Source organism: Streptomyces fuscichromogenes, from assembly GCF_014645815.1.
Lineage (GTDB): Bacteria > Actinomycetota > Actinomycetes > Streptomycetales > Streptomycetaceae > Streptomyces > Streptomyces fuscichromogenes.
Genome location: NZ_BMML01000038.1, coordinates 1 through 17857 on the forward strand (window position 1 = coordinate 1; position 17857 = coordinate 17857).

Annotated in this window: 15 protein-coding genes; 10 read left to right on the plus strand and 5 right to left on the minus strand. The window is 72.7% G+C overall.

All coding sequences use genetic code 11. The annotated features are described in order from the left end of the window. The 6 genes from IEZ11_RS45535 to IEZ11_RS45560 form a co-directional block, all read left to right on the plus strand. Positions 1-215: alpha-glucosidase C-terminal domain-containing protein (locus IEZ11_RS45535; RefSeq protein ID WP_189268969.1), on the plus strand; the 215-nt coding region annotated here is incomplete at its 5' end. Between the two features lie 31 nt (positions 216-246). Further along, complete coding sequence (locus IEZ11_RS45540) at positions 247-1602, plus strand: maltokinase N-terminal cap-like domain-containing protein (RefSeq protein WP_189268970.1); 1356 nt, start codon at positions 247-249, stop codon at positions 1600-1602. 8 nt (positions 1603-1610) lie between these two features. Continuing rightward, positions 1611-3815, plus strand: a complete 2205-nt coding sequence (gene glgB / locus IEZ11_RS45545) for a 1,4-alpha-glucan branching enzyme (RefSeq protein ID WP_189268971.1) — start codon at positions 1611-1613, stop codon at positions 3813-3815. 106 nt (positions 3816-3921) lie between these two features. Then, positions 3922-5010 carry a glutamate--cysteine ligase 2 gene (locus IEZ11_RS45550; protein WP_189269031.1) on the plus strand — a complete coding sequence of 363 codons (1089 nt, stop codon included), beginning with the start codon at positions 3922-3924 and terminating at the stop codon, positions 5008-5010. 129 nt (positions 5011-5139) lie between these two features. After that, positions 5140-7044, plus strand: a complete 1905-nt coding sequence (locus IEZ11_RS45555) for an AMP-dependent synthetase/ligase (protein ID WP_189268972.1) — start codon at positions 5140-5142, stop codon at positions 7042-7044. Positions 7045-7138: 94 nt separating this feature from the next. Beyond that, on the plus strand, positions 7139-7573 hold the full coding sequence (locus IEZ11_RS45560) for an ATP-binding protein (protein WP_189268973.1): 435 nt from the start codon (positions 7139-7141) through the stop codon (positions 7571-7573). A 57-nt stretch (positions 7574-7630) separates the two neighbouring features. Here IEZ11_RS45560 and IEZ11_RS45565 read toward each other — a convergent pair whose 3' ends face one another. Further along, complete coding sequence (locus IEZ11_RS45565) at positions 7631-8440, minus strand: methyltransferase domain-containing protein (RefSeq protein ID WP_189268974.1); 810 nt, start codon at positions 8438-8440, stop codon at positions 7631-7633. Positions 8441-8646: 206 nt separating this feature from the next. Between IEZ11_RS45565 and IEZ11_RS45570 the strand changes: the two genes are divergently transcribed. Further along, complete coding sequence (locus tag IEZ11_RS45570) at positions 8647-10074, plus strand: NAD(P)/FAD-dependent oxidoreductase (protein WP_189268975.1); 1428 nt, start codon at positions 8647-8649, stop codon at positions 10072-10074. A 37-nt stretch (positions 10075-10111) separates the two neighbouring features. Continuing rightward, the gene (locus tag IEZ11_RS45575; RefSeq protein WP_229713763.1) at positions 10112-12343 is read left to right on the plus strand and encodes an FUSC family protein; all 2232 of its coding nucleotides are present in this window, start codon (positions 10112-10114) and stop codon (positions 12341-12343) included. A 71-nt stretch (positions 12344-12414) separates the two neighbouring features. Here the strand turns inward: IEZ11_RS45575 and IEZ11_RS45580 are convergent, their stop codons facing one another. After that, positions 12415-13254, minus strand: a complete 840-nt coding sequence (locus IEZ11_RS45580) for a SigB/SigF/SigG family RNA polymerase sigma factor (protein WP_189268977.1) — start codon at positions 13252-13254, stop codon at positions 12415-12417. 233 nt (positions 13255-13487) lie between these two features. Next, complete coding sequence (locus IEZ11_RS45585) at positions 13488-13931, minus strand: ATP-binding protein (RefSeq protein ID WP_189268978.1); 444 nt, start codon at positions 13929-13931, stop codon at positions 13488-13490. Positions 13932-14328: 397 nt separating this feature from the next. Here IEZ11_RS45585 and IEZ11_RS45590 point away from each other — a divergent pair, with 397 nt between their 5' ends. Continuing rightward, positions 14329-14778 (plus strand): cyclic nucleotide-binding domain-containing protein, encoded by a 450-nt coding sequence (locus IEZ11_RS45590; protein ID WP_189268979.1) that lies wholly within the window; start codon positions 14329-14331, stop codon positions 14776-14778. A gap of 4 nt (positions 14779-14782) precedes the next feature. Here the strand turns inward: IEZ11_RS45590 and IEZ11_RS45595 are convergent, their stop codons facing one another. Both IEZ11_RS45595 and IEZ11_RS45600 read right to left on the minus strand, forming a co-directional pair. After that, positions 14783-16087, minus strand: a complete 1305-nt coding sequence (locus tag IEZ11_RS45595) for an MFS transporter (protein ID WP_189268980.1) — start codon at positions 16085-16087, stop codon at positions 14783-14785. Positions 16088-16215: 128 nt separating this feature from the next. Then, a complete protein-coding gene (locus IEZ11_RS45600; RefSeq protein WP_189268981.1) occupies positions 16216-16833 on the minus strand; it encodes a LysE/ArgO family amino acid transporter in 618 nt (205 codons plus the stop codon). Between the two features lie 97 nt (positions 16834-16930). On the opposite strand from IEZ11_RS45600, the gene IEZ11_RS45605 reads away from it, so the two are divergent. Then, positions 16931-17812: a LysR family transcriptional regulator ArgP gene (locus IEZ11_RS45605; RefSeq protein WP_189268982.1), complete on the plus strand. Its 882-nt coding sequence runs from the start codon at positions 16931-16933 to the stop codon at positions 17810-17812. The last annotated feature ends 45 nt before the right edge of the window (positions 17813-17857 follow it).

Below are 17857 nucleotides of genomic sequence, written 5' to 3' on the forward strand. Positions count from 1 at the left end.
ACGACCTCGTCCTCTGCGTGCACAACTTCTCCCGCTTCGCCCAGCCCACCGAGCTGGACCTGCGGGTCTACGACGGCCGGCACCCGGTCGAGCTGATCGGCGGGGTGCGGTTCCCCGCCGTCGGCGAACTGCCGTACCTGCTCACCCTCGCCGGGCACGGCTTCTACTGGTTCCGGCTCTCCCGGGCCGCCTCCCCCATCGGCCGTCGGCGCTGAGCGTGCGGAGCCGAGGAAAGGACGCGTCCACATGACGAAGACCGTTGACCTGCCCCGGGGCACGACGGCCGGCCTGGACCGGCCGCTGGTCTCGCTGGGCGGGCTGCTGCGCGACTGGCTGCCCCGGCAGCGCTGGTTCGCGGGCAAGGACCGGCCTGTCACGGAGCTCTCCGTGCTGTCCGTGACCGAACTCTTCCCCGGCTGCCTGCACCTGCTGGTGCACGCCGACCACTCCCCGCACGGTGGGACCACCCCGTCCGGAGACTGCTACCAGCTCCTGCTCGGCGTCCGCGAACACCGCGCCCCCAGCCTGGAACGGGCCTACATAGGCCGGGCCGAGAAGGGCCCGCTGGCCGGACTCGCCGTCTACGACGCCCTGCACGACCCGCACGCCGCCGAACTGCTCCTGGAACGGCTGCGGATACCGGGCACGGCCGGCCCGCTGCGCTTCGAGACCGCCCCGGACGCCCGGATACCCGGCGGACTCGCGCCGCGGCTGCTGGACGCCGAGCAGTCCAACTCCTCGCTGGTGTACGGCGACTCCTACATCCTCAAGGTGTTCCGGCGGATCCAGCCCGGCGTCAACCCGGACCTGGAGGTGCCCGGCGCACTGGCCGCCCAGGGCTGCGCGCGGGTGCCGGCACCGGTGGCCTGGTTCCGCACCACCGAGCCGAGCCAGGCCACGCTCGGGGTGTTGCAGCCCTTCCTGCCGGGCGCGGCCGACGGCTGGACCCTCGCCCTGCGCGCGCTCGCCGCCGGGGACGACTTCACCACCGAGGCGCACGAACTGGGGCGGGCCACCGCGGACGTGCATCTCGCGCTCGGCTCCGCGTTCCCGCCCGCCGTCCACGACGACCACGGCCGCACCGCGGAGGCGATGTCGGTACGGCTGGACGCGGCCGCCCACGCGGTGCCGGCACTGCGGCCGTTCGTACCGGGGCTGCGCGGCGCCTTCGACGCGCTCGCCGGCTGTGACACCGGACCGCTCGCCCAGCGGATCCACGGCGATCTCCATCTCGGGCAGGTGTTGCGCGCGGACCACGAATGGTTCGTCATCGACTTCGAGGGCGAGCCGTCGAGACCGCTCGCCGAACGGCGCAGCGCCCAGTCACCGGTGCGGGACGTCGCCGGGATGCTGCGCTCCTTCGACTACGCGGCCCGGCAGCGCCGCCCCTGGCGCCCCGAGTGGGCCCGCCGCTGCCGGGAGGCCTACTGCGCGGGTTACGCTGCCCGGGCCGGCTGGGACCCGCGCAAGAAGCACGCACTGCTGCGCGCCCACGAGACGGACCGCGCGGTGTACGAGGTGGTGTACGAAGCCAGGCACCGGCCGGCCTGGCTTCCGGTTCCGATGGCCGCGATCGAGCGGCTCGCCCGCTGGAGAGGCTGACCCACGTCATGGCACTGCGCGACTCCTCACTCCCCGAGCCCTCCGGTCCCTCCCGTGCCACGGCCCCGCCGCTGGACGCCGCCGACCGCGGACGGCTGCTGGCGGGCGCCCACCACGATCCGCACGCCCTGCTCGGCGCCCGCCCGGTGGACGGCGGCACCCTCTTCCGGGCGCTGCGTCCGCAGGCCCGTGCCGTCACCGTGCTGGCCGACGGGGTGCGCAGCCCGCTGGTGTCCGAGGGCGACGGGCTCTTCGCGGCCGTGCTGCCGTACGCCGAGGTCCCGTCGTACACCCTGCTCGTCGCGTACGAGGACGGGGAGCACGAGGTCGACGACCCGTACCGTTTCCTGCCCGCGCTCGGCGAGTTGGACCTGCATCTGATCCGGGAGGGGCGGCACGAGCAGCTGTGGAAGGCGCTCGGTGCCGAGCCGATGACCCATGACGGGGTGGCCGGCACCCGGTTCACGGTGTGGGCGCCGAACGCCCGGGGGGTGCGGGTGGCCGGGGACTTCACGTGCTGGGACGGCACGCAGTTCCCGATGCGTTCGCTGGGCGCCGCCGGGGTGTGGGAGCTGTTCCTGCCGGGCGTGGGCGAGGGCTCCCGGTACAAGTTCGAGATCACGTCGCGGCACGGCGGCCGGTTCCTCAAGGCGGACCCGATGGCCCGGCAGGCCGAGGTGCCGCCCGCGACCGCCTCGATCGTGACGGTCTCGCACCACGAGTGGGACGACGCGCAGTGGATGACGCACCGGGGCGACGTCCCGGTGCACGAGGCGCCGTTCTCGGTGTACGAGGTGCATCTGCCGTCCTGGCGCCCCGGCCTCACCTACCGTCAGCTGGCGGTGGAGCTCCCCGCGTACGTCAACGACCTGGGCTTCACGCACGTCGAGTTCATGCCGGTCGCCGAGCACCCGTTCGGCGGCTCCTGGGGCTACCAGGTCACCGGCTTCTACGCGCCCACCTCCCGGCTCGGCACCCCCGACGACTTCAGGTACCTGGTCGACGCGCTGCACCGGGCGGGCATCGGCGTGATCATGGACTGGGTGCCGGCCCACTTCCCGAAGGACGACTGGGCGCTGGCCCGCTTCGACGGGGACCCGCTGTACGAGCCCGGGGACGAGCGGCGGGCCGAGCATCCGGACTGGGGGACCTACGAGTTCGACCTCGGCCGGGTGGAGGTGCGCAACTTCCTGGTCGCCAACGCCGTGTACTGGTGCGAGGAGTTCCACGTCGACGGGCTGCGGGTGGACGCGGTCGCCTCGATGCTCTACCTCGACTACTCGCGGGACTCCGGTCAGTGGACGCCGAACGTGTTCGGCGGGCGCGAGGACCTGGACGCGGTGGCCTTCCTCCAGGAGATGAACGCGACCGTGTACCGGCGGGCGCCCGGGGTGGTGACCATCGCCGAGGAGTCCACCGCGTGGGACGGGGTCACCCGGCCGACCGACAGCGGCGGGCTGGGCTTCGGGCTGAAGTGGAACATGGGCTGGATGCACGACTCGCTTCAGTACATCGAGCACGAGCCGGTGCACCGCAAGTACCACCACCACGAGATGACCTTCTCGATGGTCTACGCGTACAGCGAGAACTACGTCCTGCCCATCTCCCACGACGAGGTCGTGCACGGCAAGCGCTCGCTCGTCTCGAAGATGCCCGGCGACTGGTGGCAGCAGCGCGCGAACCACCGTGCGTATCTGGCCTTCATGTGGGCCCATCCGGGCAAGCAACTGCTCTTCATGGGGCAGGAGTTCGCCCAGGGCGGCGAGTGGTCCCACGCCGACGGCCCCGACTGGTGGCTGCTCGACCCCGGGTACGGGGCCGAGGCCGATCACCGGGGTGTCCGGGATCTGGTCCGCGATCTCAACCACGGGTACCGCGGGCACCCCGCGCTGTGGCAGCGGGACACCGATCCGGCGGGTTTCCAGTGGGTCCTGGGTGACGCGGCGGAGGACAACGTCTTCGCCTTCCTGAGGTTCGATGCCGAGGCCCGGCCGCTGCTGGCGGTCTCCAACCTCTCCCCCGTGGTCCGTCCCGGCTACCGGCTGAACGTGCCCAAGGGGGCGCCCGTCTGGCAGGAGATCCTCAACACCGACAGTGCCCGGTACGGCGGCGGGGACGTCGTCAGCCGGGGGCCGCTGCTCGCCGACGACGGCGTTCTGCGGGTCACGTTGCCCCCGCTCGGCACGGTATGGCTGGAGCCCGTCGCCCCGTAGCCCGTCCCGGGCCCCGCCACGTGTTTCCGCGGCCGGGTCCGGGCAGTCCCGGTGAAAAGACCCCGCCGCGCCCGGTCGCGGCCCGGCCGGAGGGCGGTTCCCCGTGCTGCGTACCGTCGGAGTGGAGGAAGAACTCCTGCTGGTCCACCCGGACAGCGGGGAGCCCAGGCCCTGGTCGGCCGCCGTCCTCGACCGGGCCGCCCAGGACGATCCCGGACAGGCCGTGTTCCAGAGAGAACTGTTCGGGCAGATGCTGGAGCTCGCGACGAGTCCGCAGCGGGACATGGCGGAGCTCGGCGCCGAGATCGTCGGCTGCCGCAAGGAGGCGGGCCGGCTGGCGGGCGAGATCGGCTGCGCGGTCGCGGCGCTCGCCACCTACCCCCTGCCGGTCGACCCGGCGCTCACCCGGCACGAGCGGTACCACTGGATGGCCGGGCGGTTCGGCTCCGCCATGGTGGACTGGTTCGTCTGCGGCTGCCATGTGCACGTGTCGGTCGAGTCCGACGAGGAGGGGATCGCCGTCCTCGACCGGATCCGGCCGTGGCTTCCGGTGCTGCGCGCGCTCAGCGTCAACTCGCCGTTCTGGCAGGGCCGGGACTCCGGATACGCCAGCTTCCGCAGCCGGCTGTGGGCGCGCGGCCCGTCGGCGGGGCCGACCGAGCTGTTCGGCTCGGCCGAGCGGTACCGGCGGCGGGTGGCGGACATGGTCGCCAGCGGGGTCATCCTCGACACCGGGATGGTGTACTTCGACGCCCGGCTGTCCACCCGCTACCCGACGGTGGAGATCCGGGTGGCCGACGTCTGTCTGCGGGCGGACACCACCGTCCTCGTCGCCACGCTGATCCGCGCCCTGGTGGAGACGGCCGCACGCGACTGGCGGGCCGGGCGGCCGCCGCCGGACCCCAGCGTGAGCCTGCTCCGGCTGGCCTCCTGGCAGGCCGCCCGCACCGGCCTGGAACAGGACCTCCTGGACCCCGTGACCATGCGGCCCCGGCCCGCCGTGGAGGTGGTGCGCGCGCTGCTGGCGCACACCGCGGAGGCGCTCGCCGACAGCGGTGACACGGTCGGCGCGGAGGAGGCCGTCGCACAGCTGCTGCACAGGGGGACCGGCGCCCGCGAGCAGCGGTCGTTCCTGGAGCGCACCGGCAGCCTGCGGGGCGTCGTGGTGGAGTGTGTGCGCCGCACCCAGGGTTGAGCTCTTGTCATCAGGTGGAAACGAGTTGACCGTTCCTGACACGGGCCGCACTCCCCTGGGCTAGATTCGACCCGCGTCGACAACAGTACCGATCGGGAGGGTAACCCTCCGTACATCCAGGAGCAGTGCATGCGCGACTACGCCCTCGCTCCGACGACCGCTTCGACCCTGGCCGGCGGGCTCGCCGACAGCGTCTTCGAGACGGCGGACCGGAACCCCACACTGCCGGTGCTGGCGCGTCGGCTCGACACCGCCGCCGGGGGCTGGGAGGAGGTCACCGCGGTCGAACTGCGGGACGAGGTGGTCGAGCTGGCCAAGGGCCTGATCGCGTCGGGGATCTCACCCGGACAACGGGTGGCCATGATGGCGCGGACCCGCTACGAGTGGACGGTGTTCGGCCTCGCCCTGTGGTCGGTGGGGGCGGAGGTGGTCCCGATCCACCCGACGTCCGCGCGGGACCAGGTCGAGTGGATCCTGCGGGACGCCCGCTGCGTGGCCGTGGTGGTCGAGGACGAGCAGGCGGTGATGACCGTCGGCACCGTGTGCGAGGGGCTGCCCGGTCTCAAGCACGTCTGGCAGCTGGACGCGGGGGCGCTGCCCGAGCTGGTACTGAAGGGCAGATTCGTCCCGCTGACCACGGTGGAGTCACTGCGCCGGATCGTGATGCCGGACTCCACCGCGGCCATCACCTACACCTCGGGCACCTCGGGCCGTCCGCTGGGCTGCGCGCTGAGCCACAGCGGGCTGGCGTACCCCTGCGACACCCTGCTGGCGGGCTGGGGGCACACCGCGGCCCGGCCGGGCGAACAGGCCTCCGTCCTGGCCTTTCTGCCGTTCTCCCACGTGTACGGTCTGATGATCATGGTGATGTGCCTGCGCGGCGGGATCCTCATGGGCCACGAGCCGGAGATGACCGAGGCCGCGCTGGCCTCGGCGCTCGCCACGTTCCGGCCGACCTACCTCTACGCCGTGCCGTCGGTGCTGGAGAAGCTGTACAAGACGTTCCTGCGCACCTCCCAGCAGCACGGCCGGGGCGCCCTGTTCGAGCGGGCCGCGCAGACCGCCCGGGACTTCGCCGCCGCCCTGGAGCGGCAGCGGCTGGGCATCGGTTCGGGCCCCGCCTTCGACCTGCGGCTGCAACACGCCCTGTACGAGCGGACGGTGTACCGCAAGCTGCGGGGCGCACTCGGCGGGCGGGTGCTGCGGGCCACCTCCGGCGGCTCCTCGCTCAGCCGTGAACTCACCCTGTTCTACGAGGGCATCGGCATGTACGTCCATGACGGCTACGGCCTCACCGAGTCCAGCGGCGGGATCACCATGCAGCCGCTGGGCCGGGAGAAGTCGGGCACGGTCGGCCGGGCCCTGCCGGGCACCCAGATCCAGGTGGCCGACGACGGCGAGATCCTGGTGCGCGGGCCCTCGGTGTTCCAGGGGTACGTCGGCGACGACTACGCGACCCGGGCCGCGCTGCGCGGCGGCTGGCTGGCCACCGGGGACATCGGGCGGCTGGACTCCGAGGGATATCTGACCATCACGGGCCGCAAGAAGGACATCATCATCACGAGCAGCGGCAAGAGCGTGGCCCCGGCCCCGCTGGAGCAGCGGCTGCGGATGCATCCACTGGTGCACCAGGCGGTGGTGGTGGGCGACGACCGGCCGTGTGTGGGTGCGCTGCTCACCCTGGACCCGGACTTCCTCGCCCACTGGCGGGGGGCGCTCGCGGTGCCGGGCGACTCGCCCGGCCGCGAGGCGCGCGAGGAGAACGCGCTGCGCGAGGAGATCGCCCGTGCCATCGCGTCCGCCAACAGCATGGTGTCCCGCGCCGAGTCGATCAGGGTCTACCGGGTGATCCAGGAACCGTTCGCCCCGGGCAACGGAATGCTGACGCCGTCGATGAAACTGCGCCGGGACGCGATAGCACGCCACTACGCGGCCGAGATCGACGCCATGTACCAGGCCCGCACACAGGCGGTACGCAGGTCCGGCCAGCCCGAGCCGGCCGACTGGGACGACTCGGACAACGTCTTCCGCTGAGCGGACCACGCGTATCCGCCGCCAGGGTGGGAACTCGCGGCACAGGGGAAGAGCAACGCGACGACGGCCCCTTCCCGGGGCTGAAAGAGACGAGATGGGGACCGGACGACGGCGGGACGAGGGACGATCCACGGAGGAGACCCACGGGTGCACGGTCTGCTTCCCGGGCCGGCTCGGCGACGTGACCGGGGCCAGGCTCGCCGCCGACGGCTACCTGGCCGGCCTCGCCCGTACCTCGCCGCCCACCGGCCACGACTGCTGGAACGACATCCTGCTGGTCGTGACGGAACTGGCGGCCAACGTCGTCCAGTACGCGCCGGGCCCCTTCGAACTGCGGATGCGCCGTACGTACGACGGCGTCCACGTCACCATGCACGACACGAGCCGGGTCCGGCCCGAGCCGCGGCCCTTCCGTCCGCACGGGGGCGGCGGCGGTATCGGCTGGCATCTGCTGCACACGCTGTGCGACCAGGTCAGCGTGGTCGTCACCGCGGACGGCAAGGACGTCCATGCCTTCCTGCCCTGGTGAGGCCCTGATGCGGCCCTGATGCGGCCCTGGTGAGGCCCCGGTGCGGGCCCGGTGCGGTCACCCGGGCCGGTGCGCGACCACCCCGAACATCGTCACCGACATGTGCACCGCCCCCTGCTCGGCCGCCTCGGCGAGATCGGCGTACAGGGTGTCGCGCTGTTCCTCGGTGACGGCGCCGGTGCGCACGGCGGCCTCGCCGAGCATCCGGATCAGCGGCCAGGCGACCGAGCGGTGGTCCTGGAGCAGGGCCTGTGAGCCCCGGTCGTCCACCACGAACCCGGCGGCGCTCAGCTGGCCGACCAGGCGCCGCCCGGAGTAGGGGTTGGCGCCGTTGAGGGCGGCCCCGGTCAGCGCGCGCACCACCGCCGGGTCACCGGGGTGCAGGAGGGTGGTCCCCCAGTCGGTGTCCAGTACCGCCACCCGGCCGCCGGGGCGCAGCACCCTGGCCATCTCGGCGATCGCCCGGCCGGGCTCGTGGAGGTGCTGCAGGACCCGCTCGCACCACACGACGTCCATCGAGCCGTCCGGTACGGGCAGCGCCTCCGCATCGCCGTCGAGGAAGCGGGCCCGGCTGTCGGCGGACCGTTCCTCGGCGACCGTGCGCAGACTCGGGTTGACCTCGATGCCGATGGCGACGCCGTCCGGGCCGGCGGCGGCGGCCAGGGCCCGGGTCTGCGAGCCGGTTCCGGAACCGACGTCGAGGAGTCGTTCGCCGGACCGCACCGCCAGTGCCTCCTCGGCCCAGGCGCGCAGTCGCTGTACGCCCGGGTTGGCGTCCTGGGAGTCCAGGGCGGCCACCAGCGGGCTCACGCGGTCGGGGTCGATGTGCCGCTTCTGGAAGCCCGTTCCGGGCTGGGTCTGCGCCATGGCGGGCACTCTACTGGCGTACGTGATCGCCGCGGGACGTCCTTCGGTCGGACGGGAGTACGACGCGTATCTGTGCGGATGCCGGTTTCTCCCGGCGATCGAGGGGCATGCTGGAGCCCACGCGTCCGGCTGCCTGCTCCGCCCGGCTGGCGGAACGGCGTCGGGCACGGTGGGATCGATGTGGTGCGAAGCAAGCGTTCCGGGGCATGCGAACGGCGTCGAGCCGGACGGCCTGGAGCAGCGGAAAGGGATACACCGTGACACGACCCAGGATCCTGGTGGTGGGCGCAGGCTTCGCCGGAGTGGGGTGCGTGCGCCGCCTGGAGCGGAAACTCTCGCCCGACGAAGCCGACGTCACCCTGGTGTCGCCGACCTCCTACCAGCTCTATCTGCCCCTGCTGCCACAGGTCGCCTCGGGTGTGCTGACGCCCCAGTCGATCGCCGTGTCGCTGCGCCGCAGCAAGAGGTACCGCACCCGGATCCTGCCGGGCGGTGCCATCGGTGTGGACCTGAAGTCCAAGGTGTGCGTCGTCCGGACCATAACCGACAAGCTCGTCAACGAGTCGTACGACTACATCGTGCTGGCCCCGGGCAGTGTCACCCGCACCTTCGACATTCCCGGCCTGACCGAGCACGCGTTCGGGATGAAGACCCTCGCCGAGGCCGCCTACATCCGCGACCACGTCATCGCCCAGCTCGATCTCGCCGACGCCAGCGACGACCCGGCCGAACGCGCCGCACGGCTGCAGTTCGTGGTGGTCGGCGGCGGCTACGCGGGCACCGAGACCGCGGCCTGTCTGCAGAAGCTCACGCACGCGGCGCTGCACCGCTACCCGAATCTCGATCCGAAGCTGATCAAGTGGCACCTGATCGACATCGCCCCGAAGCTGATGCCGGAACTCGGTGACAAGCTGGGCCGCAGCGCCCAGGAGGTGCTGCGCCGCCGCGGCATCGACGTCTCGCTGGGGGTGTCGATCGAGAAGGCGGGCCGCGAGGAGGTCACCTTCACCGACGGCCGGGTGGTGCCCACCCACACGCTGATCTGGACGGCCGGGGTGGTCGCCAGTCCGCTGATCGCCACCATGGGCGCGGAGACGGTCCGCGGGCGGCTCGCGGTCGACGCCGAGATGACCCTGCCGGGCCATGACGGGGTGTTCGCGCTCGGCGACGCGGCGGCCGTTCCGGACCGGGCGAAGGACGAGGCGGGTGCGGTCTGCCCGCCGACCGCGCAGCACGCCATGCGGCAGGGCAGGGTGGTCGCCGACAACGTCATCGCGGCCCTGCGGGGCCAGCCGCTGCGCCCGTACGTGCACAAGGACCTGGGCCTCGTGGTGGACCTCGGCGGCAAGGACGCGGTCTCCAAGCCGCTGGGCATCGAACTGCGCGGACTGCCCGCCCAGGCGGTGGCCCGCGGCTACCACTGGTCGGCGCTGCGCACCAACGTGGCCAAGACCCGGGTCGCGACCAACTGGCTGCTCAACGCGCTGGCCGGTGACGACTTCGTGCGGACCGGCTTCCAGTCCCGCAAGCCCGCCCGGCTCAAGGACTTCGAGTACACGAACACGTATCTGACGCCGGAGCAGGTCCGGGCGCGTGCCGAAGGCCCCGAGAACCCCGGCGGCTCGCCTGCGTGACGCGAAGCGCGGTCGAGTGAGCGCGGCGGGGCGGTCGGTGCGGGCGGAAGTCAGGGGCCGGTTCGCGGCGGCCGACCCCGGGCTGCTCCGGCTCACCGCGGGTCTGCGCACGGTCGCCTCGATCGCGCTGACGCTCGCCGTCCTGGCGGCGCTGCGGGTCGACGTGTCCCATCTGGTGGCCGGGGCCATCACGGCGATGGTGGCCACCTTCGCGATCCGGGAGAAGGGGCGCTCGCAGCAGGCCGTCACGCTCGCCCTCGGTCTGCCGGTGGCGCTGGCCTCGATGTCGCTGGGCGCGCTGCTCAACTCGCGGGTGGTGATCGGCGACCTGTTCTTCGTGACGCTCATCTTCTGCGCGGTGTACGGCCGTCGGTTCGGTGACCGGGGCACGGCGCTGGGGCTGATCGGCTTCCAGATCTACTTCGCCTCGCTGTTCGTGCACGCGACCCTGCCCGCGCTGCCGGGCCTGTACCTCACGATCACGGTGGCGTTCGGCTGTGCGGCCGTGGCGCGTTTCGTACTGGTACGGCAGACGGCCACGGGCATCCTGGACCGGCTGCGGCGCTCCTTCCGGGCCCGGTTCGCCCAGCTGGTCGCCGCGCAGGCCGAGTTGCTGGACGCCGGACCGGACGAGCTGGACAAGGCGGTGGAGGAGGTCCGGGTCGGGACCGCCCGGCTGCACGAGACGGCGCTGCTGATCCAGGGGCGGCTCGCGGACGGCACCTCCGACGAGGCGGTGGCCAGGCTGGTGCAGCGCCGGATCGCGGACGCCGAGATCGCCGCCGAGCGGCTCGGCCTGCTGCTGCTCACCGCCCGCAGCGCCGAGCGGGCGGACACGCTCACCCTGCATCTGCCGGGCGCCCCGCTGCCGTCGGCGGCCGTGGAGCCGGTGCGGGACGAGGCGATGGAGCGGCTGCGGCTCGACCTGGAGGCGTTGCGGCTGCTGGTGCTGCGGCCGGCCGGGCCGGAGAAGGGGACCGCGCTGGCCCGGCTGCGCAACCGGCTGCTCGGCTACCGCGAGGAGGAGAACCTGCCGCCGGCCCCGTCCGCCGTCCAGGACGTCTTCCGGGGCATCGGCGAGGCCGCACGGGCGGTGCTGGGGCTGCGGATCGCGCTGGACGGGCCGCAGGACGAGTCCGACGACACCCCGGCCACGTCCCGGTCCAGGGAGGAACTCGACGCCGAGGACGCGGCCATCGAGGGCGCCGAGGAGGAGGAGCGGGAGGCCGAGGAGGCGACCGGGCTGCGCCGGCCGACGACGCGGGCGGCGGTGCAGGTGGCGGTCGGCTCGGCGCTGGCCATCGTGGGCGGCGAGTTCCTGTCCGCGCAGCGCTGGTACTGGGCGGTGCTGACCTGCTGGATCGTGTTCATCAACACCGCGTCCACCGGTGAGATCCTGGTGAAGGGCTACCGGCGGCTGCTCGGCACGGTCCTCGGCGTGGTGGCCGGCATCGTGCTGGCGGGGCTGGTCGGGCACCACACGTGGACGGCGTTCGCACTGATGCTGCTGTTCGTCTTCGCGATGTTCTACTCGGCGCCGATCTCGTACACCCTGATGTCGTTCTTCGTCACGGCGATGCTGGGCCTGCTGTACACGCTCCTGAACACCTACAGTCTGGACGTCCTGGTGCTGCGGGTTGCGGAGACGGCGCTCGGAGCGGTGTGCGGGGTGATCGCGGCCGCGGTGGTGCTGCCGGTGCACACCGACCGGCGTACCGACGAGCTGCTGGTCGAGACGCTGGACCGGCTGGCCGACGTCACCCGGGCGGCCGCCGACCAGTTGAGCGGGGCGCCGCCGGTCGACCTGGTGGAGAAGGCCCGAGACCTGGACCAGGCGCTGGCCGATCTGGCGGCGGCCGTCCAGCCGCTGACGCATCCGATCACCCCGCTGCGCTCCCGCCGGGACACCGCCCGCTACGTGGTAGCGCTCCTGGAGACGTGCGCCTATCACGCGCGGTCCCTCGCGGCGACGGCGGAGCTGCTGCCCACCCATCCGGCGATCGCGGCGGATCCCCGGCTGCGCGGAGCGGGGCGGCGGATCGTCCACAACATCGAGGCGATCGCCGCCCAGGTGGCCGGCCGGTCTCCCGTGCCCGGGATCGAGACCGGTCCCAGCATCGCGGCGATGCTGGCGCCGGGCACGCTGGGTGCCCCGCGCTACGGCCGGGTGACCGACCGGGTGCTGCGGCATCTGCAACGCCTGGACGAGGCGGTGGTGGGCCTGGCCCGGCCGCTCGGGGTAGCGGCGCGGCTGCCGGCGGCCGTCTGACGCGATGTCATGGTGCCGTCCCCGGCGGCGGGCGGCGGATCCGGCCGCCGGGTCCGCGGGGACCGGCGGCATCAGGCGGACCGTCCCAGGGCCTCGGCCCTCACCTGGGCGCAGCTGCGGCTGATGAGCCGGGAGACGTGCATCTGGGAGATGCCCAGGCTCTCGGCGATCCGGCTCTGCGTCATGTCCTCGAAGAACCGCATGTAGAGGATGGCCCGTTCCCGCTCGGGCAGCCGCCGCAGCCCCGCCCTGGCCGCCTCCCGGTCGACGACGACGTCGTAGCAGGCGTCGGTCTCCCCGAGGGTGTCGGCGAGGCTGTGGCCCTCCTCGCCCGCGGAGAGCTCGGCGTCCAGCGACAGCGTGCTGAAGCTCTCCAGTGCCTCCAGGCCGGCGTTGACCTCGTCCTCGGTCAGCCCGGTGTGGGCGGCCAGGTCGGCGGGGGTGGGTTCGGAGGCTCCGGGGAGCTGGCTGAGGTCACGGCGGGCCAACCGGACCCGGTTGCGCAGTTCCTGCACCCGGCGCGGGACGCGCAGCGCCCACATCCGGTCCCGGAAGTGCCGTTTGACCTCACCGGTGACGGTGGGCACCGCGTAGCTCTCGAAGGCGCCGCGCACCGGGTCGTAGCGGTCGACGGCCTTGACCAGGCCGAGCGCGGCGACCTGGCGCAGGTCCTCGACGGACTCGCCGCGGTCGCGGAAGCGGCCGGCGATGCGATGGGCCATGGGCAGCCAGGCCGCGACCAGTTCGGCGCGCAGGGCGTCCCGCTCGGGGCCCTCGCCGAGCGCGGCGAGGCGGGTGAAGAGGGCCGCCGTGTCGGGGGCGTCGTCGTGGGCGCGGCGGGGCGTCGCGCGGGTGGCGCGCGTGGTGCGGTCGGGCGTGCGGGAACGGCTGGTCGACAAGTCGGTGGGCATGCGGAATCGCTCCTGAACTGTGGATTTCAGGGCGTCACCGGAACGTGGTTCCGGGACTCGGCCCGGACTGCGGTGTCAGGGCCGCCGCGGAAGCACCACCCGGACCGCTTCTGTGGCCCGGGGGCTGTCGTACGACTGCTCCCACTGGCGCGCCTCCGGTCCGAAGCGCATGACTGCGACTGCCCCTTCGGTCCGGGCGCAAACAGCGTCCCGCGGGAAGGCTGTTCACCGGATCAGGCGAGGGACACGACCGCGGTGATCCGCTTGCCGCCGCAGGGCAGTCCGGCGACCTCCACGTCACGGGCCAGCCGGCAGACGATGGGCCAGCCCCGGCCGCCGGTCCGCCAGCGCTCGCGTTCGTCCGCGGCCCGTTCGTCCAGGGCCCGTTCGGCGACCGGAGTCTCGTCGCTGCGGTCGCAGACCGACACCCGCACCGCGCATCCGTCGACGTGGACGTCGAAGCCGGTGATCCCGCCGCCGTGCAGTATCGCGTTGGTGGCCAGTTCGGAGGTGACGAGCAGGATGTCGTCGAGGGCCCGGGCGGCGCACGGTTCGGCCTGTCGGGCGACCGCGCCGCGTACCGCTCTGCGGGCGTCGGCCGGCCGCAGCGGCGACCGGCGGAACTCGATCGGTGCGATGGGTGTGACCGGTGACTCGGTCCGGTGCATCTCCTGCATCCTTCCGCTCCCTGAGTGGTGGACCGGCTGATCGGCTGTGTTCCGTCGTACGGGTCTCTTCTCTTCGGCTCACCGGTCGGGGCGCGGCCAAACACGTTCGTGGGCCGCGAGGGGTTCCCGAAGTGAAACAGGTCACGTAGCCTGTTCCCAGTTGCACAAAACCGCTCTGGATGGTTTACCGTTCATCCATAAGTGGTCGGGGAGTTGACATCAGGTCCTCCCCGCGCCACCTCTGACGGCCCTGGCTGGCCTCCCCCGTCCAGCCAGGGCTTTTTCATGCCCGGACGGTTTCCCGACGGCGATTCTCACCTTCTTCGAGGTGCCCGGCGCGGCGGCAGCGGCTGAAATGGGCGTAGGGAAAGCACCCCAGACCCTCGCCGGCGAGGAGCCCCGCGCCATGACCAAAGCCATCAAGCTGCTGACCGCCCTGCCCCAGGCCCAGCGCGAGCGCCTCATGGACCTGGCCCACGAGGTGTCCTTCCCGGAGGACACCAGGATCTTCGAGGCCGGCGGCACCGCGGACCGCTTCTGGGTGATCCGCTCGGGCGCGGTCAACCTGGACCAGGAGGTGACGTCCCGCAAAAGGGTCACCGTCGCCAGTCTGGGCGCCGGCGACCTGCTCGGCTGGTCCTGGCTGTTCCCGCCGTACACCTGGGACTTCGGGGCGGTGGCCTTCAGCCAGGTGCGGGCCTACGAGTACGACGCCGCGGCCGTGCTCGCGCTGTCCGTGGAGGATCCGCTGCTCGGTCTCTCACTGGTACGCACCGTCGCCGAGATCCTCGCCAGCCGGCTGGAGGTCACCCGCGGCAAGCTCCTGGACGCGTACGTCGGGCGACGGCCCGCGTAGCCGGTCAGACGCGATAGCGGCGCAGGGCCGGGACGGCGGCGGCGAGGGCCACCATCACCGCCACCACCAGAAGCCCGCCGCCCGCGACCGCCGCCCGCGGCCCGAAGACCGAGCCGGCGGTGCCGTGCAGCACGTCGGCCAGTCGCGGGCCGCCCGCGACCACCACGGTGAACACGCCCTGCATCCGGCCGCGCATCTCGTCGGTCGCGGCGGAGAGCAGGATCGCGCCACGGAAGACCATCGAGACCATGTCGGCGACCCCGGCGGCGGCCAGGAAGGCCACGGCGACCCAGAGGTTGCGGCTCAGCCCGAACCCGGCGATGGCCGCGCCCCAGCCGACGACCGCGCCGATCACCATCCAGCCGTGCCGACGGGCCCGCGAGAAGGTGCCGGAGAAGAGCCCGCCGAGGACCGCGCCGACGGGGATCGCCGCGAACAGCGTGCCGAGCGCGAGCCCTTCGCCGTAGGAGCCGTAGGTCTGGGCGGCGAGCTGCGGGAAGAGCGCGCGCGGCATGCCGAAGACCATCGCGATGATGTCCGCGAGGAACGACAGCAGCAGCACCTTGTGCATGGAGATGTACCGGAAGCCCTCCGCGATCTCGCGCACCCCGGCGCGCCGCGCCGCCGCGCCGCCGAGCGGGGGCAGCGCGGGCAGCCGGTAGACCGCCCACACCGTCACGCACAGCGCCAGCGCGTCGATCAGGTAGAGCTCGGGCAGCCCGATGACGGGGATCAGGGCACCGGCGAGCAGCGGACCGACCACCTGCCCGGTCTGCATGACCGTCGAGCCGAGCGCGTTGGCGGCGGGCAGCTGCGCCTCGGGGACCAGCCGGGCTATGGAGGCGGTACGGGCGGGCGCGTTCAGCCCCCAGAACGCCTGTTGCATCGCGAGCAGCACCATCAGCGCGGCCACCGACTTCATCCCGGTGGCCGCCTGGACCCAGAACAGCAGCGAGGTCACGCCGATACCGGTGTTGGTGATCAGCAGCAGCCTGCGCCGGTCCATGCTGTCGGCCACCGCACCGCCCCACAGCGCGAACACGATCAGCGGCAGCAGCCCGGCGAGGCTCGCGGCGCCGACCCAGGCGGACGACCCGGTGATGTCGAAGATCTGCTTGGGCACGGCGACCGCGGTCAGCTGGCTGCCGACCGAGGTGACGATGGTCGACGTCCACAGCCGGCGGTAGGCCGGAATGCGCAGCGGGCGGGTGTCCATCGCCCAGCGCCGCCCGCCGCTCCGGGGCGGAGCGGCCGTGGTGTCGTCGGAGGTCAGGGGGTCGGACTGGGTGCCGCTCTCGCTGGTGTCCACGGAGTTCCTGGTGTCCTGGTCTTCTCGGTGCCCGCTACATCTTTCGATTCCGGGTTCACTATCCCAGCACCTGCCGTCGCTGCCGAACCGGTTGTCTCAGGATGCGGCCGCAGCGCGTTCCGGGCGCCTCAGGATCCCGCCACCAGCATCACGCCCAGCACCGTCATGGTCAGCGCCACCAGCCCGTCCAGCACCCGCCAGGCGGCCGGTCCGGCGAGGTACCGGCCGAGCAGCCGGGCGCCGAAGCCGAGGGTGGTGAACCAGCAGAGGCTGGCCAGCACGGCGCCGAGGCCGAAGGTCCAGCGCAGGTCGCCCCGGTCGGCGGCGAGGGTGCCGAGCAGGAACACGGTGTCCAGGTAGACGTGCGGGTTCAGCCAGGTCATGGCCAGGCAGGTGAGCACCGCCCGGCGCCGGGACCCCGCCGCCTCGCCCTCGGTGCGCAGGCCGCCGGCACCGGGCCGCAGCACCCGGCGGGCGGCCAGGACGCCGTAGCAGAGCAGGAAGGCGCCGCCGATCAGCCCGACCGCCCGGACCGCCCCCGGCCAGGCCACGACGATCGCGCCCACGCCGCCGACGCCGAGCGAGATGAGGGCGGCGTCGGAGAGCGCGCAGATGCCGACGACCACGAGGACGGCGTCACGGCGGATGCCCTGGCGCAGCACGAAGGCGTTCTGGGCGCCGATGGCGACGATGAGCGAGAGGCCGCTGCCGAAGCCCGCGGCAGCGGCGGCGAGAGAACTGGACATGCCCTCGACGCTACGGAAGCGATCACTGTCGGTACAGCTAAAGATTTTTACGTACCCTTAGCAGGGCTGAAGGTAAGGGCTGGGAAGGAGTCCGGCGATGGAGCTTCCCCTGGACCAGGTGCGGACACTGCTGGCAGTGGTGGACGAGGGCACGTTCGACGCGGCGGCCGCGGCCCTGCATGTGACGCCGTCGGCGGTCAGCCAGCGGGTCAAGGCACTGGAGCAGCGCACGGGCCGGGTGCTGCTCCGGCGTACCAAGCCGGTGCGGCCGACGGAGTCGGGCGAGGTACTGGTGCGGTTCGCCCGGCAGCTGGCACGGCTGGAGCGGGACGCGCGCGGCGAGCTCGGGATGAGCGGCGCCGGGGAGCCGACCCGGGTGCCGGTCGCGGTCAACGCGGACTCGCTGGCGACGTGGTTCCTGGGGGCGCTGACCGGGCTGCCGGGCGTCTGTGTCGAACTGCGCCGGGAGGACGAGGACCACACGGCCGCGCTGCTGCGGGAGGGGCTGGTGATGGCGGCGGTGACCTCGTCGCCGGACGCGGTGCCGGGGTGTTCGGTGCGGGCGCTGGGGAGGATGCGGTACCTGCCGGTGGCGGCGCCGGAGTTCGCGGCGACGCATCTGACCGGTGCGCTGCCGGACGCGCTGGCCGGGGCGCCGGTGATCGTGTTCGACCGGCGGGACGATTTCCAGGACGCCTTCGTACGACGGCTGGGCCGCAGCGGTGCCGGTTCGATACGGAACCACGTGCCCACGTCGGAGGGGTTCGTGGACGCGGTGACGGCAGGGCTGGGGTGGGGCATGGTGCCGGAGTCGCAGGCGGAGCCGCGGTTGCGGAGGGGAGAACTGGTGCGGGTCGGCGGGGACTTGTGGGTGGATGTGTCGTTGTACTGGCAGCAGTGGAAGCTGGATTCGCCGGTTCTGGGAGTGGTGGCGGAGGCGGTCCTGCGTACGGCGGGGGGTGCGTTGCGCCAGCCGTGAGGGGGCTGCCGGTGGTCGTGCGGGTGCGGGTGGGTGGGGGCTGGT